At 54.5% G+C, this 21,248-nt stretch carries 16 protein-coding genes; 4 read left to right on the top strand and 12 right to left on the bottom strand.

What is annotated here, in order from left to right; all coding sequences use genetic code 11:
• Positions 1-349 precede the first annotated feature (349 nt).
• Together APH28_RS00225 and APH28_RS00220 are read right to left on the bottom strand one after the other, a co-directional pair.
• Positions 350-1,864 (bottom strand): glycosyltransferase family 39 protein, encoded by a 1,515-nt coding sequence (locus APH28_RS00225; protein WP_060507011.1) that lies wholly within the window; start codon positions 1,862-1,864, stop codon positions 350-352.
• A 255-nt stretch (positions 1,865-2,119) separates the two neighbouring features.
• On the bottom strand, positions 2,120-2,731 hold the full coding sequence (locus tag APH28_RS00220) for a class I SAM-dependent methyltransferase (RefSeq protein WP_060507009.1): 612 nt from the start codon (positions 2,729-2,731) through the stop codon (positions 2,120-2,122).
• Positions 2,732-3,576: 845 nt separating this feature from the next.
• Here APH28_RS00220 and APH28_RS28515 point away from each other — a divergent pair.
• Entirely contained in the window at positions 3,577-5,091 is a 1,515-nt protein-coding gene (locus tag APH28_RS28515) for a hypothetical protein (RefSeq protein ID WP_156340843.1), read from the top strand.
• Here APH28_RS28515 and APH28_RS00215 read toward each other — a convergent pair.
• The 7 genes from APH28_RS00215 to APH28_RS00190 form a co-directional block, all read right to left on the bottom strand.
• Positions 5,088-5,366 carry a hypothetical protein gene (locus APH28_RS00215; protein ID WP_060507007.1) on the bottom strand — a complete coding sequence of 93 codons (279 nt, stop codon included), beginning with the start codon at positions 5,364-5,366 and terminating at the stop codon, positions 5,088-5,090. The two genes, APH28_RS28515 and APH28_RS00215, sit on opposite strands and share 4 nt — an antisense overlap.
• Positions 5,367-5,396: 30 nt before the next feature.
• A complete protein-coding gene (locus tag APH28_RS00210; protein WP_060507005.1) occupies positions 5,397-5,915 on the bottom strand; it encodes a hypothetical protein in 519 nt (172 codons plus the stop codon).
• 856 nt (positions 5,916-6,771) lie between these two features.
• The gene (locus APH28_RS00205) at positions 6,772-8,457 is read right to left on the bottom strand and encodes a hypothetical protein (RefSeq protein ID WP_060507003.1); all 1,686 of its coding nucleotides are present in this window, start codon (positions 8,455-8,457) and stop codon (positions 6,772-6,774) included.
• Positions 8,454-9,350: a hypothetical protein gene (locus APH28_RS00200; RefSeq protein WP_060507000.1), complete on the bottom strand. Its 897-nt coding sequence runs from the start codon at positions 9,348-9,350 to the stop codon at positions 8,454-8,456. The genes APH28_RS00205 and APH28_RS00200 overlap by 4 nt, the downstream gene beginning before the upstream one ends.
• 150 nt (positions 9,351-9,500) lie before the next feature.
• Positions 9,501-9,950: a hypothetical protein gene (locus tag APH28_RS00195; protein ID WP_060506998.1), complete on the bottom strand. Its 450-nt coding sequence runs from the start codon at positions 9,948-9,950 to the stop codon at positions 9,501-9,503.
• Between the two features lie 195 nt (positions 9,951-10,145).
• On the bottom strand, positions 10,146-10,913 hold the full coding sequence (locus APH28_RS28510) for a hypothetical protein (RefSeq protein ID WP_156340842.1): 768 nt from the start codon (positions 10,911-10,913) through the stop codon (positions 10,146-10,148).
• Positions 10,914-11,024: 111 nt separating this feature from the next.
• The gene (locus APH28_RS00190) at positions 11,025-11,216 is read right to left on the bottom strand and encodes an MbcA/ParS/Xre antitoxin family protein (RefSeq protein ID WP_060506996.1); all 192 of its coding nucleotides are present in this window, start codon (positions 11,214-11,216) and stop codon (positions 11,025-11,027) included.
• Positions 11,217-11,651: 435 nt separating this feature from the next.
• Between APH28_RS00190 and APH28_RS00185 the strand changes: the two genes are divergently transcribed.
• Positions 11,652-16,064: a hypothetical protein gene (locus APH28_RS00185; RefSeq protein ID WP_156340841.1), complete on the top strand. Its 4,413-nt coding sequence runs from the start codon at positions 11,652-11,654 to the stop codon at positions 16,062-16,064.
• Positions 16,065-16,083: 19 nt separating this feature from the next.
• Here the strand turns inward: APH28_RS00185 and APH28_RS00180 are convergent, their stop codons facing one another.
• Together APH28_RS00180 and APH28_RS00175 are read right to left on the bottom strand one after the other, a co-directional pair.
• The gene (locus tag APH28_RS00180) at positions 16,084-16,755 is read right to left on the bottom strand and encodes a DCL family protein (RefSeq protein ID WP_060506992.1); all 672 of its coding nucleotides are present in this window, start codon (positions 16,753-16,755) and stop codon (positions 16,084-16,086) included.
• A gap of 226 nt (positions 16,756-16,981) precedes the next feature.
• Positions 16,982-17,974, bottom strand: coding sequence for a DNA-binding protein (locus APH28_RS00175; RefSeq protein ID WP_060506989.1), 993 nt, complete (start codon positions 17,972-17,974; stop codon positions 16,982-16,984).
• A gap of 218 nt (positions 17,975-18,192) precedes the next feature.
• Between APH28_RS00175 and APH28_RS00170 the strand changes: the two genes are divergently transcribed.
• Positions 18,193-19,128: a tyrosine-type recombinase/integrase gene (locus APH28_RS00170; protein WP_060506987.1), complete on the top strand. Its 936-nt coding sequence runs from the start codon at positions 18,193-18,195 to the stop codon at positions 19,126-19,128.
• A 128-nt stretch (positions 19,129-19,256) separates the two neighbouring features.
• Positions 19,257-19,994 (top strand): hypothetical protein, encoded by a 738-nt coding sequence (locus APH28_RS00165; RefSeq protein WP_060506985.1) that lies wholly within the window; start codon positions 19,257-19,259, stop codon positions 19,992-19,994.
• Between the two features lie 229 nt (positions 19,995-20,223).
• Here APH28_RS00165 and APH28_RS29025 read toward each other — a convergent pair whose 3' ends face one another.
• Positions 20,224-21,240: a tetratricopeptide repeat protein gene (locus tag APH28_RS29025; protein ID WP_235575276.1), complete on the bottom strand. Its 1,017-nt coding sequence runs from the start codon at positions 21,238-21,240 to the stop codon at positions 20,224-20,226.
• Positions 21,241-21,248 lie beyond the last annotated feature (8 nt).

Raw genomic sequence — 21,248 nt, 5'->3', positions numbered from 1 at the left:
GCCAGCGTAGACGCAAAGTTTTTTTTTGCATCCAGGCCACAGGCTAAAAGTTGCTGTATTGCGCTAAATCAGGTTTTTGTGCGGGGCTCAGTCATCCGTGCCGTAGTGATCGTCAGTGGCTTATCCAGCCAAGGTTATGCTCGAATTTGTGAAAGAAGTATAAAAAAAGGGTCGCCTTATCATTACATTGCTATCACAGACAGCTGAGGTTCAGGTTACTGACCAAGTGTGAACATACCCATAAATTCGATACGCATAAACATCCATTCGGATGGCTGTAAAACGGTGCGGGTAGTTGACCGAAAAGTCGCCCTTAGTTACAGGATTACAGCCGAGTCGAGGCGCTGGCCTAGGCTTTTGGAATGTAAGCCACGCTTTGATCAGCATGGGTGTGCAGCCACTGTTCGCCACGGCTGGGTTGGGTGGTTACGACCTGGTGATCGCTTTCCAGGTAGCCGAAGGGCGGCGCCTCGCCATGCAGATAATGCGCGACGATGATCGTGCGCTGCGGGTCCCAGTGCTTGCCGCTGGTGCGTTCCAGCCAGGCCATCAAGGTGGCGGTGTCGCCACTGCGGGGGTAATCGTCGGTCTGCGCTACATAGTAGAAGGGGGCACCACCCGTTTGGAGGTACATCGGCACCTTGTTATCCACCTCGACCATAACCAGCTGCCATTGCGCCAGAGGGGCCTGCCGGCTCGCCTGCTCACGCACAGCTTCGCCGAAGCGGATCACGCCACCGCCGCCATTGCTCCAGGGCACCAGAATGCCCAGCACCGCCAGGAGCAACACGGCAGTCACCGCGAAACCGGCCCGAAGGTTGCGAACGGAGGTTCTGCGCACCGCCATTCGCTGGGTGACCCACCAGGCACCCAACAACTGCGCGAACGGCACCAGTGGCAGCACATAGTAGCTGCGCCGGCTACCGCTGGCGGTGAAGAACAGCATCAGCAGACCAAGCGCCTGGATCAGCCAACGGGTATCCGGCTCGATGTGCCGCCAGCGGCGCAGGGCGACCCACAAGGCAATGATCCAGCAGGGCGCCCAGGGCAGGGTGTAGACCGGCAGGTACACCAGGTAGGTGTAGATCGGCCCAAGGTTGTCGAATGGCTGGAAGAACCGCACCACGTTCTCGCGCAGCACCAGCCCGAGTCCGCTTTCGCCATAGTTTGGCTCGCCGTATAGATGCGAGAGCACAAATGGCAGCATATAGAGTGCACCGGCCAACAGCAGCGCAGCCATCAGACGCAGGTTCAGGTGACGACGCCAGCGGCCCTCACGCAGCAAATGCGGCAGCAATACCAGGCCTGGCAGGATGAAGCCGATCAGGCCCTTGCATAGCGAGGTCAGCGCCAGCAGCCCGAAGAACCCGACGTAGCGCCAGAAGCGCGTATCGTCCGGCCCGCGGAAGTACCACCAGACCGCGGCCAGCACGCCGCACACGGTCAGGATGTCGGCGGTTGCGACCCGAGCCCAGAATACGAAGTAGAAGGTGGTGGCCAGCATCCAGCCAGCCACCAGCCCGGTACCCTTGCGCAGCAGGCGCTCGCCGAGCAGGTAGGTCAGCCAGACGCTCAGCCACGCGGCGACCACGGAGGACAGGCGCAGCGACCAAGGCCCCAGGCTACCGGTCAGCCAGGCGCTGGCCGTGATCAGCCAGTAGGACAGCAGTGGCTTGTCATAATAGGGCCCACCCTTGAGATAGGGGTCGAAGTAGTCTCCGCTTTGCAGCATCTGCAGGGAGATGTTGGCCCACCGGGTTTCTGCCCCCCACAACTCGCGACTGCCCAGGCCCAGCACCAATAACAAGGCGGTGACGGCCAGCAGCAACAGCAAGGCGCGTTGATCGGTTCTTTTCAGATTCATGACGGGCTCTAGGGGCAGGCTAATTGTCGGCGAATCCTAGGCAGGGAAAAGTGTGGGAGGCGTGAAGAATGGGTGAAAAAGTTGCGAGACAGTTGCCGTCACAGACTTGGGTAGAGGAGGCGGGGCCTCGGTGCCTTCCTCAGTTGGCAGTGTCCGGGCACTTGAAATTGTCGGAAGTAGGTACATTCAAGCCCTGCGAGCATATAACTAAACTAAATAGTCATTTAGTGTAGTTATAAAATCAAAGCATATATGTCAGCAGTGGCGGCGGGCGATCCATACTGTCTGGTTACCGCAGTCTGGGTCTTCAATGATGTGGTCCAATACCTCGAAACCGTGTTTGTGCAACTGTGCAGTGTATTCGTCTGAATCCAGGCTGGCGTGATACAAAGTCTCGCCCTGGAATGTTCCCAAGGCTTCACCCAACGACGGGCCGCTGGTGAACATCAGCAGCGCGCCGGGCGCAGCATGCAGCTGGAATACGGCGAACATCCTGCGCTGATCATCAGGCTTGAGATGAAAGAAACTGTTCCAGGCGAGGATGCCGGCGTACTGGCGATCAAGCGACAGCACACGCATATCTGCATGAATCCATGCGTGCTCAGAAAAACGGCTACGGCACAAGGAAAGCATCTGCTCAGAAGAATCCACACCGGTGACCGCCAGGCCAGCCTCGATCAAATAGCGCGCCACGGGCTGGCCAGAGCCACAGCCCAGGTCAAGTACAGTCGCAGCTGGCGACAGTAATGAATGGAAGCGTTCGATCCATTTACGTTCGGTCAGGCGATTGCCGCGTAATTCATTCCACGTGTGGGCGTGTCGGCTGTAGAGATCGATGATCTGGTCGGCCGAAGGATGGTAAGCCATGGTGCGTCCTTGAATCTGGAAATAGATCGTCCTCGGCGGTGCGCTTGGATGTCGGCATGAAGATAACGTGACCGACCAAGGTGAACAAGGATCGAGGAATGGGGGCTGGGCTGATTTGAAATCTGCCCAACCCACGGCACGGTAGCCGCATACGAATCTGCGCATAATGCATATTATGTTAAACGAGGTGCTATGTCAGAAATGTTCATTGACCTTGTAAGGCTCTGATTCGACGAACCAGCCTCTGACGTCCTGTAACCGTTGAAATCAAAGTGGAATCCGCTGAAGTGACCGGAATCTCAGTTCCCGTGCACCCTTACGTCCCGCGCTTAAGGTCAATTCTCCTTGAGGCCAGGTCAGCCGTTGAAATCAGATCGGACGGCAGATTTCGCTAACTCGTTGAACTGAGGACGCTTTTGCTGATTCCGTCGAAATTGCCGGATCCTGTGAGCGCCTTAACCTACCATTCGGAATAAAAACAGAAGAAAGATTCGTGGCGTCAGCCTACGGCCATCTAAACTGCTGAGTTTGCGGAATTCTTAGACGTAGCCATTCAATTCAAAAAAATCACCTGTCGGAATAAAATCGGAAAAATCATCGAACGTTCTTCGCGCCAGGCGGTGCTTACGCACTATTTGCAAGGCGGTGCCGATTTCGTTTGGATATGGCTCTTGCGCGGACTTGATTGCTGAGCTATTAATTCAAGTCTCCATCACTATTCCGCCTACGCATCTATTCTTATGAACCAGTCACCTAGATCGATCCTCAGCGAGTCTGGAGTTCCGTTTCAGTTCGCTTCTATAAATGCTAGCGATCCTGCTAGTGTCCTGGATGAGGAGCGGCTTGTGTGGGCGTATCTTGGCACTTTTCCCGAAGAAATTGATGCATTCGAGACCTATAGGCTGTTTGCCCAGCACATCAATCGTTTCTCACTCCATAACAGCGCCGGTGATGTAGCTGGTAGGTTCCTTGAAAAATACGTATTGTGGATATTATGCGTAGCGCAGAAATCCCTAAAAGAGTTAAGCCTATCCGATTTGAGAGAGTTTTCTGAATTTTGCAATTCCCCACCTCACGGTTGGTGTGGAGCGCGCGCCCCCAGGTTTACGGAAAGGCAATCAGCATTAGAGCACAACCCTGATTGGAGGCCATTTGTTCGACCGATAAACATCGCGTTAAGCAGTTATGTTTACAGGTTGAATAGATTCATGAGTGAAATTTCACCACAGCTAGAGTTTCAGCTGAGAATTAGTCCTTCCGAACACTGGGTAGAGTTACAGGATCCATATGTTGAGCAGGATGAGATAAATGCGGAGCGGTATTTAGAATATGTGGCCACCTTTCATAGGTCTAACGAGCGAATGGAACGAAGCCTGTTCCTTTATGCGACATGCTTCTATTTGAATATTCCCGCGCTGGAGCTTATTTCGAATTGCGAGATTTTTTGTATGGCCTGCTTCAGGTTTTCGGATACTGATAAAGCAAAATTCTTAATGCGAGGCGTTCAAAGCTCTTACAGCCTGGAAGTGCCGTCACCGCTAATATTCTATATAAAACGATATCGCACCTATATGCGACTTCCACTAATTCCATCATGCAGCGAGGTCGAGCCGCTGTGGTCAACTAATAATTTTAAGCGCTTCATTACAAGATTGCCTTGGATGCAAGAGTTACCTTACTCGCCAGCGATTATCCTTAAAAGAGCTATTAGATATCGGACAAATACCAACCCGCATGAGGCTCGGCGTAATCGTAATAGAGTCGAGGCGAATCGCTTGGGTAGAGTGCACTGGGAAAGAAAGTCGATTGCTCAAGCAAAGTTGCTGCCTGAATACTCAGGAGCCCGTGCATATCCTGAAAATGCGCCCTCACCTCCTCCCCTGTTCGCCTTGGACATACGTGAAACCCTGATAATATCGTCGGAACTCGCGGACAGCTATGTGGACAAAAACTTTCCATCTCACTTGAGGGGGCGGGCACTGGAGGCCTTAGATATGATCCGCTCGTACGCTCGATTGAATAAGGAGCGATTGAAGCTAGCCGCTCTGGAGAAGTGGCTACTTTGGGCGATTTACTTCACTGACAAACCTATTAGCGCTCTCACCAAGAATGATGCCAAAGACTTTTTGAGGTTCTGTATGAGTCCACCAGCATCATGGCGCGGCGGGAGTGCCCAACCCAGGTTTAACTCGATCTCACGATTGGCGATCAATAGTTATTGGACTCCCTTTCATGTGTTTGAGGATTCTTGGGAAAAGTCAATCTTACGAACAGCTAGAATAAGGGGCTGGTGTAAATCAGCTTACAGAAAATTGATTGAGAATAATCATAAGCTTCTTAATGTTTTCAATGATCACTAAATAAAGCGCGTGCGCACGTGTTTTTGCCCTTCGTCGAGTGGCTTGAGGTGATACTCAAGGATGGTCTTGGTGTACTTGTCAAAATAGAAGTAAATGTCAGGCAGTTTAAAGAAGCGGATAGACCAAGTGCCCCCTGCGACTTCCGTGCTGTCATGCAGTCCATATGCCGCAACGGTGCGTCGGCGATAGTACTGCAGTGAAAGCTGAAGTACAATCCGCTTTGGTGTTGTGCTGGCAAAACGAAATTCTTCACATTCTATAGTGGTTTTTTTCATTGATCGCTCTCTAAGTCGTTGAGAAAGAAATCAAAGCCCAAGTTCGAACTCGAGCGATGTTGCCGTCAGCGCCTCATCCGTAAGTCCGCGGGAAGTGATCAAAGCCAGCAATTCAAAAGTAAAACTCGACCAACTTACGCCTTGAGTAAAGTCGGGGATAGGCAAGGTGCCCTCGCGCTGGGCCAGCAACGTCTTGTGCAAAATTTCGCCTAAAATCCTAAAGGGGATGCACTTTTCTCCACCGTTCATCGTATCACGCTGACCCACCATGCTACGACCGGCCCATTCTAACCAACGTATGTCAGTGCGTATGGCCATGGAACTAAAAAGCTCGAAAAGCTTGACATTTTCAAGTTGGTCATCAGCCAATCGCCAAATACGGTCGATCTGCTCAAGCGAAACCCCTCTCTGATAAGCAGCATTGAACACGGCACTGCTAACGTTCGCAGTATCCAAAAGCGATATAAAGGTCGGTCGTAGTGCTACGGTTTCACATTCATCTATGACTAAACCTTTAACCTGTAATGAAGAAGCGATAGTTTTCAACATCAAAGAACTCCTCTTCTCGGCTTGACAGAATGACGCCCATTAACTTTATTCGGCTGGTGCATCGCTTTTGCCACCCTCCAACGCTCGAGGACTGTAGTGAATGGCACCCCGAAGTGGTCGGATCGTTTGCATGCTCGTAACAATCTACCTGGCCGGAGAACCACTCTAGAAACTCTTTCCGCGTCATCATTTTCATAATCCATCTCCTGTGTTTTTTTCGAGCGTAGTCATCCTCATTAATTTTGCTCGCAGCAAGCGACGAACGGTCGGCTCGCTTTACATATATATTGTTAAAAACCTTAGATTGCTTGCTCGTATTATTTTAAATGCTGGGCTAGAGAGCTAGAGAGCTAGAGGGCTAGGATGCGTGCGAATAATTAATATATCTTCTGCGGATGCGCCGAAATAAATTGATCAAGCATCGCATTTCCTGGTGGTGCATCGGCAGTAGATAAGGCATAGGGCTGCGAGTACTGCTGTTGTGTCGAGCTACACGACGGCTACAGCGCCTCGGGTCGGGGGCTGCAGCCCTACTGGAGTCGAGCTTTCTGGCGAGAATCACGCAGGGAGACCATCAAGTCCTCGGCAAATTATCAGCCTCGCTCTCGGTGACCAGCCCGACCCCATTCGAACAGCTCCTGGAAAACGGTTGCGGGCCGAGATTTTCACAACGCTGGCACGTCCGTGGAAGAGGTGCTTCCAAGGTGCTTCTAAGGTTAACCAAATAGTAGGAGTTGGCCCTGCGCACCCCCTCATCTTAGAAGCGCGCAGAGGCAACATTTGTACTCCTTTGACGTCCCCGCCCTCTCGCAAGCCGCTGGATCCCCCTTCCACTCGCAAGGGTTTACGGCTCGGTTCAGGCAGTAGCCTGGCTGGCAGTACATTTCTGCAGGTACCAGGTTGGCAACGGATGACGATGGATTCTGGCGGAGATAGCGATCAGCACATCCCACGGCGTGTTGTGCCACTCGAACTCATTGGGCGCCGCGCTGTGTGGCGGCAGGTGCAATGACGCGCTGACCTCCTCCTCCGGCGTATTGCGAAACTCTGAAATGGCCCGGGAAACGCCAACCGTATTTAGTGCCGTTCTTGAGCCTGTGAGTGTTTGCAATCCAATGCTTGGGTACCAGCGCTCCATGGTCACCCCCTTCAGTTGGGGAACAATTCGGGTCGACAGCTTGTGAAGGCTTTTCTGGTCGTCCAGCATTGCTGCAACGGTACCCAGAAGCGGTATCCAAGTCGTGGTTTTGAAGAAGCGACCGTGATGTCCTTCCTTACCATTGTGAAGCGCCATAGCGTCTTCCAGGTCATCAGTGTCGACCGGCATAAAGTGCCTCTCTCGGAGCGCCGCACTGAAGCGGTCGACGCATTCGCCCAAGACCGCTCTGATGTTTGCTGTATCGCCTTTAGCGAACAGAGCAGCCATTGCCAGTGACATGTCGATCGCCTGACCATCGTAGACCGGCATCCGACAGCCTTGATGTACGCTTATGAAGCTGATCAGTTGCGCATGAAGCAGGGCGCGCTCCGACTCGCCGGCATTAATCGCCTGGGCCAAGAGTGAGGCCGTACCCAAGCGCCCGAGCTCCTCGCACGCCAAATCCATGTACAGCACGTGATCTGGGCGGTACCGAAGAACCCTGCGAAGGTTGAGAAGCGAGGGGAATATGCGATCGTAATACCGATTCAGCGCGCTCAGGTGAAGCCTCGCAAGGGTCTCAAAGCGCTTGAGGAACTGTTTGTCCTGCTGGACATCGAGCGTTATCGCCTCGCTCCACAGCCGTAGCAGAAGATATTCGCCGGCGAGCACACCAGGCTTCTGATTATTTTCAGTCTGGCCCCACACCAGAAGCACAGCCCAGCCCATGGCCGCAGCGGCAGCGCGTTTCAGAAACCGTTTTTTTCGTGTGTTCGCTGAGCCCTCAGCGGCCCCCTCAGGCGCTGCTACACAGTCCTCAACAAACCTGATGAAGCGACTGAAGGACGCTTGCGTGTCTTCCAGACCAGCCAGGGCGGCTCTGAGATCGGATTTGCCCCTGTCTAGAAGCAAGGCATCATCAAACAGATGCTGCTCAATGAGCGGACTGAGTCGATTGATGCCCCAAAAATCCAGCGAGCACAGCGGGTTGATCTCGGCGACTTCTTTGGTGAGCGCGGCGTAGTCTGACTGTGCGTCTTGCTTAAGCTCACCATTGGACACAATGACGATCGTTTTCTTGCACCGTCGCAGTTTCGCCGGCAATCGATTCTGGATGTATTCCGAGGCAGCCTGGCGCACGCTGGGCTGGATCGCCTGTTGACCGCTGTAGAAGTCACTGCGGCTTACGTTGCCAAATTTGATCACGTACAGGAATGCTTCCACAGCTCCGTCAGCGTCGGTAAGGGTAGACAGAACATCGACCCCGCCCTGATTGACGCCAACCTGAGGGCTGCTTTCGACCCAGTGCCCCATGGCCATCAGTAGATCGGGCAGAAGCGCGTCCAGCTCTTCTCGCTCGCGAAGTCCAGAGAGGTAATGAGAGAGCACGAGCTGGATACTCATTCGTCAGATCCGTTCCAGAGAGCGTTCATCATCAGCGCGTAGCGCAGTGGGTCGGCGACCCATGTCTGCGGCAACTCGAAACTCATTTCGTGCGTGAACATTGGAATGGTCATGTCGCCAGCTTCGTCATTCCCTACGTACTCCATGGCGATCCTGGTTGCGTATTTGAAGTGTTTTGCTGTGACCGTGCCGAACAATGCATGCTCATGCGCCTGGTCTGTCACCGATCGGCTCTCGTCGCGGCGTAAATATCGGAAACTGCGCTCCATCGCAGGTGGCATCTCAAGCTCGGTCAGATAAGGAAGGTTATCCAGGGTGGCATCTGCAGCGACAAGCCGCTGCAAGGCTTCCTGCGCCACCCGTGACTGCGCGAACGGTGATTTTTCCGACTTAAGAAGGCGCATGCATGTGCCCGGATACTCAGAAGTCAGGAGCCCCACAACCATTCTGGTAATGCTGGTGAGCCGCGAACTGGCGGGTAGTTCTTCATTAAGGCTGAGAATCCAACCGAGGGATACAGGTACCGGCACACTCATTACGCACATGCGGCTGGCCGCCTTCAGGGCAGATTGCTCCGCCTCCTCAGGCAACAGAAACCTGAGCAATTCTGAGTGCTGCAGGTAGCGCACGCTCACATGATGAAGCAACGGCCTGCTGATGCCCTTATGCCCCAGCTCTCCGACCCACTTACAAACAGCTAACGGAAATAGCCGGGTTTCGGCGATACGATGGAAGCAGTCGTCGGCCTCTTCATTGAGGCTGTCCAGGTCAATCCCGCTCTCCTCTGCCTCGCTCCAAAGCGCAAAGAACTGGTCGAGCAATTCTTTGCCGTTAGCCTGAAGGTCTTCGGTGTACAGACGCAGATAAAGGTCGTGAAAACGCATCATATCCATCAGCCTTCATCTCCTGCGATATGGGCTCATAGTCCCTATAGGCTGCCCGGGGATTGATCGATGCGCTCATCCCGGGCGGCTCCCGGTTTGCTTACCCAAGCCTCCAATGGTGGCCAACCGCCTCATTTAACGACACAGGCTCAAGGTTCACTAGTGTAATGTAGTTCCGGTGGCTTTCTGGCTTTCCCGGCGGGCCGCCGAGACAGAGCTTGAATTTACCGCAACGTCCCACCCCGGTTGGCAGAAATCCAGACTAGGCCAATAGTTCTGGAAGGACTGGTAATCCAACGAGAGCGCCGCCTTCCTGGCATCCTCGTCCACAGCGTTCCATGCCGCGATCATCCGGTCTTCCCAGGTCTGAGCTCCGAGCACCAGGTCTATGACATCGTCCTCCCACCCTTCCCTGCTAAAAATTTCTCGGGCAACCACTACGGCTGAATGTTCGAGCCCCGCATCGAGCTGAGTGACTGAATCAATCATGTGATAAAGAAGACCTAAGGCCTGAAATTTGGAGAGCTCTTCAGTGTCGCGTTTCTCTATGGTATGCCGAACATTCAGCCTGTCACCGATAACTTCGATGAGGATTTTAAACTCGGGCATTTGGGCGCTCCTTTTTATTATTATTCTATTTCAGGATACTGTGGAGCTTGCGCCTGTACAACCGCATGACGATTGATATTGACCCATTACAGGTTAGAAACATTTACCGGGCTCGGACAACACAATCGCGCCTCGTTGTGTCTCCAAGTGCGTTAGAGGCTATCTTCTCGGCAACACGAATAAACCGCGCAGATCTCAAACCTGCCGAGATTGGCTAGCACCCTTTTCCAAGGCATCAGCCAGCTCATTAAGGGCTTGGCGCAAACGGATATCTTCCTGGGCGTCTCCAGAATGAGGCAGGAAGCTACGCGCATGCTTGAGAAGCGCCTCGAGATTTTTGCTACTGACTGCCAGCTCAAACGGCACGGGGAAGTCTAGTGCCAGCACACCAATACGATCAAAGAAAACAGGGACTACCCGAGTCTCAGTGTACCCTGCAATTTTTGGTGAACCTAACAGGTACCCATAGCAACAATCGCTTCTAACGGCCACTACCATCAGCAATTTATTGGATTCGCGGCTTTTCTCATCAACCCAATTCTCAAAGAAGCGGGGGCACCCGGTGGAATCAGAAATGAGCCCTTCTAGCTCCTGCAGTGACCTGGGCCACACATTGTCAGTCCATTCCATATCCTCAGATATAGGCACCAGCAAGCAATGCCCTCCCCTCAAATCCGCGATAGTCTTGCTCTGGGAAAATGTTACAGGGAGAGGATCGGCCACGCCCGGACGTACGAAAAACAGCGTACAACGCATTTGCTTGCCGCCAGTGAAACTGACCGCTACTCGAATTTGCGTAACCCCATCAACTTGGGGAAGCTCAGCATGGGTGCAGCCAATATCGAAGGCTTCTTCGATTCCCCGATGCCGCAAGCAAAATCGGGCCCAGTCATGGCTTCTAGCCCTGTCTTGCTCGTGAGAAAGCGTAACAAGGGCAGACTCAATAATTGGATCATTAGGCACGTCGGCTGGCCTCGTCTGCGAATTTTTCAATCCGTGGAAGTGTTACCTCATGGTGGATCATCGCGTGGCTCTGAGCCCAGCGGATCAAATAGCCCGAAAGCATCGTTTCCATCAGCAGCCATACCCGTGATCAATCCGGTCGAGCAAAGCCTTCACCTTCAGATATTCAGCCTCATTGCGTACATACTTCAGAGCTGTTAAACCACCGAATTCGACCCGTGGGTGAGTCAACCAAACGTCGGCTTTGGCTTTGCTACCAAGCACCTGCTCGGCTTGGTGTCGAATCATCTCCTCAAAATTCATTGCTGCTCCAAGGGCGCGTGCAGGCAAACAGTCGCTAGATCGTGAGCGCCCTAGTCTGCGCAACGAACCGGTTCCATCCAACCACGCCATCCCTATAAGTTCCACTCATTTGACTATACGATATCGTTTGGAACCTCGCAAACCTGGCCTAGAGTGGTTGAGTGGTTGAGCGCGTATCCACATTCAGCGTAGCGCTCATCGCTATGTAGATTCGCGCTCGCCAGTAACCCTAGGTATGGATCAGGCTGCTGTTCGGTGAACGGAGCGTCAGTACGAAACGTGGTGAACATCCCCTGTCAAAACTGCAACCTACCTACCCAGCACAGCAGCCAAGCTACCCAACAATGCAATCAAGCTACGCAACACTGCAACCAAGCTACGCAACCCGCGCGCGGGCCGTTAAAATGCCACCACCCTCATTGTCGCGAACCAGGTATGGCCAAGGCTCCAAGGAAACAGCCCGCAAGGGAAGCTGCCAGTGCACAGAAGACACAAGCCAAGGGGCGCCGTAAAAACGTGTCGAGCCCGGTCTCCTCGGGTGGCAGAGGCGATGCGTTCCAGTTACGTGTACAGGCGGTTCGCCTTCTATCGATGTGTCTGGGCCTCGAGTGCCCAGGTGCCCCCGCCGGCTTCTACATCACGCGCATGGTCTTTCAAGGGCGAGTATTCGGCCACAACACCGATGACCTCATCATCGACCTGATGAACCCGAAAACCGGCCAGACAGCCAAGCATCGCTTGCAGATGAAGCGGTCACTCAAACCTGGTGATAACGCGCAATTCAATGAATCCGTTGGCCTAGCCTGGGAGGATTTCAGCAAGCCTGATTTCCAGCGCGGACTGGATGAGTGCCAGATTGTCTTCAACAGCTCGTGCCATTCACAGATGCAAGGTGTAGTCGAGGTCGTTCGGTTCGCAATGGCCTCGGAAGCCGCGGCAGACTGGATCGTCCGGGTTTTTGAGGAGGGGTTTAGTAACGACAGCAACCGTAAAGCCTACGGAGCGCTGCGAAATGCTGTCGAGCTCCAAAAAGGATCGCCAGTGGACGCTGAGGAGCTCCATCTGTTTCTCTTGCATCTCAGGTTCATGTCGCACGACCTCGATTCCGACCATACCCAGGCAGTCGCGACCCAGAAACAGCTGATCAGTCAACGCTTGCCTAATCGCAAGAGCGCTGAGGTATGGGCATTACTGCAGGCAGCGTGCGTGGAGCTCAATAGCACTGCCGGCCAGATCACCCAGGAGAGCGCTGAGCGTCACTTGGGCGAGCTTGGTGCAGAGTTCAAGGAAACGCGTGAGCTCATGCGGGCGCTGCACGATCTACAGAGTGCCAGGCCTGGTGGCGTGAACCACCACGTGTCTGCTCAGCCGAACAGCGCCCTGCCCTTGAGTCCTGAAGCTCACGGCCATCTGCTGCCTCTGGCGCAGCTACTGCAACCGTTTTTCGCCTCGGCAGTGACACCACAGGGAGCCTCGATGACTGAGGCCCTCCCCGGCGCTCATTCGACCTCTACCAACTCGTTGGTAACTCGCCAGCTCGACCGCATCACTCAGATGCAAAAGGAGCATCGCTATCAGGAGTGCCTGAATCAGTTGGATCTCCTGCAGCCTGAGTTGGAGGATTTCGACGACCACCAAAAGGCTCGCTGGTACCTGCTTCATGGCTTATCGCTGTGGCATAGGGATGATGATGAGCTGGCCGCGAAGGACTTTGATACCGCAGCCAGTCTTTGCGACTCTGATGATCGGATCGCAGTGGCGTCGGTGCGTAGCCGCATCATCCGGGGCGACATAAAGGCCGCTGTTGAGGCCGGTCAAGCGCTGATGGTTCGATTCCCCGAGTCTTTCGCGGTGTGGGTAGCTCTCACGAACGCCAGAATCATCGCCGGCGAGCGCGTGGGTGAAGACGAGATCCCTGATGCATTCGCAGATAAGGCGCTCGCCTGGCAACTCGTGGCCAGCTCGCATGCGGCCTTCGACGACGACGAGAGCGCGGTTCGAGTCAACCGCATTGCGCTAGAGCAAGAAGACAGTTCAATTTTCATCTTCGAAAGCTATCTGCGCTTCGTGTTGCGATTGGTGACGCTGAACGCGGTTCGGGTGAATTGCAGGGCATTAGAAGCGGAACATGTGCAGCTTTTGACGGAAACAATGGCCCGCGACGAGATTCGAACGGGTTCGTTTTGGACGTGCCAGAGCCCGAAAACGTTGGGGGAGATCATCGCACACCTGGCTTACGGGATGATTTTGCTGGAGCGCACGGAGGCCGCATTAGAGCTGCTGCACCAAGCCAAGCTGAAGGGCGTCTACGAAAAGGCAGGCCTGATCCGCTTTGAAGTCGAAGCACTCTGCGACTTGAACAGATGGAGCGACTTGATTGCCCGCTTCGGGGAGTCGATCGGTACCTTGCCAGACGACTCACTACTTCGCTTCGGGCATGCATGCGTCCTACTGTCACGGGCAGATCTACTGCAGCGAGTTCGTGATGAAGCAGCACGGCGTCCGGAGTCCGATGTCATTTGCCATGTGTCCAGAAGGCTTCAGCACCTCCACTGGGATCAATTGCTCGATAAGGGTGAGCTGGTCATTGTGCAAAAAGAGTTGGAAGACGCAGGACTATCAGTGCGCAGCACATCATCACTTGTCGACCTGCAGTTTGTTGCACGAGCGTATGCGCAGGATAAGGTCGTAGCGAAGGCTGTAGAAGATCAGGTGGCCAAGCTTGCTCCTGACAGTACTGATCCCCACGAAATCGCGATGGGCGCGCGCGTGATGCTGCATGCCGAACGTTTCGACATTGGCGCTCAGCTTCTAGAAAGGCTGCTGCCGTTCGATATATACACGGAGCTGCATGATGAATTGCTGTACTGCTACATTCGAACAAGTCGACATGCAAAGGCCCGTGATCTGCTCGATGCCATGCCCATCGCCTGGTGTGACTCCGCCAAGGCACGTGAATTGGCGCTTTTCCTCTACGGCAACGCTGGAGACTGGGGGCGAATGCGCCCTATTGTTGAGCACCAGCTATCCCTGTCTCCGCAAAGCGCCAGCGAATGGATCAAGGTTATCCGGGTGGTCGCGTGTGAGGGCGCCGCAGATCTGAATGTGATCATCTCCTCGATGCCCGCCTGCCTCGAGGGCGCAGTGGAAGACTTGCTGCTCCTGGCCAACATTGAACTGCGGTACGGTCATATCGAGCGTGGATTGAATCGGGTTTGCGCTGCGATTCGCGCCAATCCAGGCAATTCGCAGGCAGCTGAGACGCACGTAAAAATGGTGCTGATGTTGCGCGAGGGATCCGACGTCTTTCAGCAGGAGCCTGCAGTCGTCGCACCTGGCACCTCAGTAGAGCTTGCCGATGCGCAGGGAGTGATCCGATACATCTCGATCGATGCTGAGGCAGGTGCCTTTGCGCCTGGCGCTGCGGAGTTCCTATCTCCTCAAGATGATTTTGCTCAGACGTTGATGGGGCTAGCCGTCGGCGAAAGCATCACTGTGCACGACATCTTTAATGCTCAGGTGTTCGAAGTGAAGCGGATCATCACCCTGCACCGCCGCTTGTTCGACCTCTCAAAAGCGCTGCTTTCGGAATCCATTGTCCCGGGCAAAACGCTCGTTTCGTTGAAATTCCCGCTAGATGCCAATGGCGAGATGGATTTCACGCGTCTTCAAGAGCAACACAATCTGTATCAGGCTCGCACGGCAGCGCTTTACGCGCTGTATGCACAGAAACCGGTACCTTTGGCCCTACTGGCGAAGCAGATGGGGCGAGATATCATCGACATGGTTCGCGATTGGCCCAGTGATGCTCCTTGCCTGGACGTGTCGATTGAAGATGACGACGCCGATAACAAACCAACGTTCTCGCTCGATGACCGGATCTGGGTGGTCGATCTCTCGATACTGGCTGAGCTCGCAACCCTTGGGTTGTTGGACATTCTTGAGCATTTGCCCAAGGTCTATATCAGCGCCGTATCGCGGCAGGCACTGGATGCCAAAATCGAGGTCTCTGCGTTCTTAGGCGGCGGCGTGGGGCTCTTGGAGGTTGGCCAGGAGAATGTGGTGTATGAAGATGAGCCGCCGATCGACCAGAGTGAGGGTTTCCTGGGCGCCATTGATATGGCGATTTCGAACTACTGCACCGTTGTCCCGGCGTACGGGTCACACGACCCCGGCCTTCCGCTTCAGCGATTCAACAAAATTCTAAGTGCTGAGGGTCGTGCGGCTCTGTCGCTGTGCCTAGAGTATCAGGCCAGCCTCATCTCTCTTGATGGGCGCCTGCTTCAGATCGCTCAAATGCACGACATACCATCCGCCACTGTGCAGATGCTTCTTACGGCAGTCACAAATAAGGGTGGCCTGAGGCCCGTTGAGGCGTCATGTGCACTCGTCAAGATGGTTATTGCGCGGCGCAGCTTCATTGCGATCCGCCCTGACGACCTTGTCGCGATGATGGATCAAGGGTTGCCTTTCGCGAATGTGGGCATCAACAGCCTTAGGCGCTACCTCGCAGATCCGAATTTAATCTTTGACTCCGCAGCGTCGACGGTCATCGACTTCATTTGCAAAATGTTCACCAGCGTTCGCTGTACGTTCAGCGTACTTTTGAAGCTGATCGAGCTTCTGCTGGAACCGCTATTCAGGCATGTGCACTGTCCTGGGGAGTGGGAAACAAAAGCGCTTCAAGCGTTTCGTCAACTGCAGCACCAGGGCGTCACTGAGAGCTATTTTACTTTCATAAGGCGCAGCGTTGCTGTTGCCAAGGACAATGCTCAGGGCCCTTGCATGCCGGCCTCCCTGGAGGCGCAGGTTACGTTCTCGCCAAGGACGCTGTTCTACTGGCGGTAAGCGCTCTTGATTAGGTGCTTCAAGGTGTTTTATTGCTGAGCGCGTCGCGCGACGCGGCAAGCGAGCCACCTTTGAGCAGGTTGGCGGCCTTGCGGCTGGCTTGGAGCTTCGCATGCTTTAAGTGATACGACACGAATGCATCTGTAACGCTGCAATCTACCAGCGCCAGCTTCATGCCGCTGCCGGTCGTCTGTAGCTGTGTCAGATCGACCTGGTGGTCTTTGCAGAAATGGGCGAGCAGCTTCCAGAATGGCGTTTCGTGATCCACATGCAGATCGTTGGGATGAACGATTGGCTCGCCGCTGATGGCGCAGTCGATTGGATAGGTCAGCTGCGCCCGGAATGCGTCGAGTTGAGGTCGGACAGCGAATCTAAGTGCTTCACACACCTTGCCGTGCGGCGACTGTGCGACGCCGGTAATGCACTTCCTGTAGGAGAAGCTTTCTTCAGTCCCATCCAGGCGCACCAAGTGAAACCCTCGACCTGATAGCTCATTTCTAGCCACCATGAAGTGGTCGACGCCGGCGCCGATCTTGCGCTTGGCGTCGGGGTGCAGCGCCAGCAACAAATGAAGCTTCTGAATCGCTACAGGATGGCTCACCCTTCCCATTGGCGCGGTGCGCAGGAAGGTCTTTAAGCCCTCTAGCAAGGCTTTCTTACTACGGTACTCAAATGGCCCTAGCCAGTACATACCACTCCCCTGTCCGTTCAAGTGGAGGCAGACCCTACGCCTTAACCCAGGGCTTTCAATTACGCGGTATGGGCACGAAGCGCAACGAGTACATTTGTACTCCATCCTTTCGTGCTCGCACCTTGTATCAGGTCACTCAGTCAAGCCACTCTAAAGTTTTCAAAGGCGGCATTTTGCAAGATAGCGGCGCCAGCGCGCCGGGCGGTCACACTAGCGTAGAGCGGCTTCAATGGGGTGCTTCCCCTGCTGCAAGTCTGGAGCGCAACGCTTCATTTTCAGCCTTGGCCTGATCTAACAACTGCTCCGTCTGCTTGTCGCGGATCTTCAGAGCGGTGAGGCTGGTGCGCAATTCATCTGAGGCAGCGGCAAGCGAAGCTACCTGCTGTTGAAGCAATTCCCGCGCGCCCTCGGCGCGAGCGGTTGCTGCATTGGCGATGCCAATATCTGTGCTCAGGCGCTCAATCTGATCCCTGTGCTGCGCCCTTTCCTTAAGCTGCTGGCGATTTTCACCAATGAGGCGCTCGTTGTCCCGGATCAGGCGCGTCACTTCATCCTGTTTGACCATAAGCGTCTGCTGGAGCAGCGTAAGCTCCTGCTGCTTTTGGTGAAGCTGAGACTCGTGGCGGGCCTGATCCTGATCGCGCTGCTCCCGGGATGCTGTTCGGTAGTGTTCGAGTGCATCCCGCGCATGCTGGTGTTTGTCCTCAAGCGACTTTATCTGCTCGTCCTTCTCACGAACGCGTACTTCCAGGTCTGCGCAGCTCTGGCTGATGCGTGCGTTGCGAGTCTGCTCGGCCTGAAGCGAAGATTGGCTCGTTTGCAGCGCTTGGTCTTGGGACTCCAGCGCCTGGCGCAGCGTAGCGACTTCCTGTCTCACAGCATTGAGCTCTGCTTCGATCGTACTGTGCGCTTCTCGCATACCTTTTTGCTCTCGCTCGAAGGAGGCGCGTTCATGTAGCAATGCTTCGTTACCCTCCTCCAATAGCCGCTCCAGCAGCTTCTCAACCAGTCCGCTCAGCTCATCGCTCAGTCGCGAGGGCGAGGCATTTGGCTGCGTATCGTGATTCTCGATCTCCTTCAAATATCGCTGAATGGTCGTTTTCGAGCCGGTATTTCCCAGCTCAATGCGTACTGCATCGATACTGGGGTTTTGACCTCTTGCCAGCAGTGCCTCGCGGGCTTTTCGCACAAGAACCAGGTTAACGCCGCCTCTAGCCATGTCAGCTCCTACAATTTCGTACTGTGTTACGTGTCATGTAATTACGTACTATCCTATCACTTAGAAATGCCTTCCTATTCAGTAATCTTGAAAAGATATAATCGAGTGTTATCTCTTGTCAGGCGCTCCTGCGCAGGTAAAATGCCTCGAAATGCGGTATTGAGGGGACGCGAGAGCGACGGCGCCCCCGCCGGGCCAAGAAGCAAAAAGGGCTGAATATGAGCAAGGCGGATCGATATCTAGATGCCAGCGTTCGGGTCAATACCTCCAAAAGCTATGCAGCTGCCATCAGTCACTTCGAAACCACCTGGGGCGGTTTCCTGCCCACCACGACTGAAGCCGTTGTTCGTTACATCGCCGAGTACGCCGATCAGTTGGCCATCAGCACGCTGAAGCAGCGTCTTGCGGCACTTGCAAACTGGCACCAGACCCATGGCTTTCCTGATCCCACCAAGGCGCCAAAGGTGCGCCAGCTCCTGAAGGGCATTCGGGTGCTCCATCCCGTCCAGCAGAAGCAGGCTGCTCCCCTGCCCTTAATGCAGCTTGAGAAGGCGGTTGCGTTTCTGCAGCAGGAAGCGAGCGATGCGCGCATCGCTGGCAACATGCAAGGTGTGTTGAAGTCGACCCGGGATATCGCGCTGCTCACGATCGGGTTCTGGCGAGGATTTCGCGGCGATGAGTTGTCTCGATTGACAGTCGAGAACACCCAGGCGGAGCGCTATGTGGGTATCAGGTTCTACCTGGCTCACAGCAAGGGTGATCGCCAGCATGTTGGTCGCGAATACAGGACGCCATCGCTCAATAAGCTCTGCCCTGTTGAGGCTTACCTGAACTGGATCGAGGCTGCTGGCATTGCTCGTGGCCCGGTGTTCAGGGGGATTGATCGTTGGGGTAATGTCAGCGGCCAGGCGCTTGCGGCCCACAGTTTGATTCCCCTGCTCAGGGGTACGCTGGAACGATGCGGGCTACCTTCTGAGATCTACAGCGCTCACTCGATGCGCAGGGGCTTTGCTACCTGGGCGGCCAGCTCTGGCTGGGACATCAAGACACTGATGGAGTACATTGGCTGGAGTGACCTGAAGTCGGCCCTGCGCTACGTCGAGCCGGCACAGCAGTTTGGGGGATTGGTACGAACGCTTGAGGGAAGCTCGTAGCTTGGCATTCAAATGCAAAGAAACTCACAGATCATCGATGTGGATGTCAGTGCGGGTTCATGAGGCAGCCGTTTCAAAAGAATCAAAGCTGAGCTTTGCTCGCTCAACTGGGTTTGCAAGGAGGCAACGTGGCTAAGCTGGATTTCATTTTTAGCGTTCACATGTGTGCGATGAGTCAGTCCATTTCGATTATGCGAATGCTCGCTGAGCAGGCAGAAAAAAATGTGGCGCTCGCGATCAAAGAGGCTAATGAGTCAGGGTCAGTAAAGGCGCATGAATTCGAAGAGGAAGCATGCGACCAGTATGGTGAAAGCTACGTCAGGATCCGAACGTGCTATTCGTGCGGCTCTTCTGTGGCTTATGACCCTGAAGAGGCTTTGGCCATGCACCAATTCTTGATCACTCAGCTCACGCGACGCTCAGCGTATCTCACCATCTTCGGCTTGTTCGAGCATCGTGTGAGCCAATGCCTGGAATTCATGATTGAGCTCACTGGACACGATGGAGAGGTCAAAGGTAAGGGCCCTGTAGAAAAGGCTCAGTACATGCTGCTCAATGTGGTGGGTGGCAACGAAATAAAGGATTTAGATCACCTCACAGTCCTTAGAAACATCATGATCCACAGCGACGGCGTTGCTGAGGGATATGAAGAGATGAGCACCCGTAAAACAAAAAAGACCCACGCAGAAAAAAGGGTCTTGTCAGCCATTCGTAGAGCAACGGGAGTGTCGGTCAACATGTTCGATGGCGTCATCATGGGTCAAACATTCCTGACATATGCCGTCGATGAGTTTGAAAGGTATGTTCGAGAGATGGAGGAGGCTGTGCAGAATTACCATAAAAACAGGGCGATCCCGAATGTCTAGCCGCTATGGCGAGGGTAACCCCGAGCGTAGTCAGCAGCATCGATCCTTCTGGCGTTGAATAAGGGCCAGCGGAGCTCAAGCCAGCACGATCAACCACGGAGCGCGCCTGAGGTACTCCATGCCACGAACCGATAATCAGCCTGGGAAACGTTGAGACTGAGGCTTGCTGTGAGGCGGCTTCGTCATGGCGCTCAATGATAGGAGTACATCTGTACTCCTATAAAAAGGCTCATTCAGCCGTCTTACGGGTGTCCATACCGGCTCGTTTACGAAGCAAATCGAGCTTTCTTTTTACCCCGATCTTGGGATTCAGGCTGAGCGCCTCCTCGTAGCATGCGATCGCCTCTGTGACCTGTGATAAGGCTTCGTGCGCCAGGCCTTGGACTTTGAGCGCTGTGGGTTTCCATGCAGGATTCATATCCGCGCCAATGCGCCGGGCGCGAATCAGAGCTTCTAGAATTTCCTGTCCCTTTTCGGGGGTTAGCAACGTCGAGTCGCCTTTCAACATGGATTCTGCAGAAAGGATCACGGCGGAGTAGTCGCTCGAATTCAGGAACGCATCATCAGCCGTGTGTTCATCCAGGATGGTGCCATCAGCACCGTAGCGGTACTCGCCACCGCCGGAAACCTTGAAGACCAGCTGGCAGTGCTTCTCGTCAAACTCGATCTTGTCAGCGCCAAAGCGTCGCGGCCTTACAGAGAAAAGCACATGCCCGGTCGTCAGGTCGAACAGGGTCAGTTTTCCGGCATCCTCTGTCGGGCTATTTGCCGTTATGCAGTAAGCCAGCTTCCCGTTTTTGGAGAGTCCACTTTCCAGGATGTTGGCTGTGAAGGTGCGCAGGACGATGGGCGTCCCATCGGCGGAAAAGACATGGAAAGTGCCGGACAGGTTGCTTCCAAAATGCCAGTCCTCTATGGAGAAGGTGCCGTTGTCGGCAACCTGACCCTGGTTTGGCCTAGGCAGGGATCCCTGAGCAGCAACGGCGCCAGTGGAAAGGTTGACCAGTAGATATCGACCCTCCCCGCTCTCCCGGTGGCCTCCCCTGGAGCCATCCGGGGTACTGTCGCGCCACGACACAGCCCACTTGCGGTTTGGAGATTTCTTGAACAAGCCGTGCCATTCGATTGCATCGATGCATAAGAAGGTTTTCGACAGCTCGACAATTGGTTGAGGAGCATCCTTGATCATCACTGCTGGGGGATTGGGCTTATCACGCTTGCCGAACAACCACGAAAGTAACCTCATCGGAGCGC

This window comes from Pseudomonas sp. NBRC 111124, assembly GCF_001320245.1.
Lineage (GTDB): Bacteria > Pseudomonadota > Gammaproteobacteria > Pseudomonadales > Pseudomonadaceae > Aquipseudomonas.
This window is presented reverse-complemented; position numbering and strand designations above follow the sequence as displayed.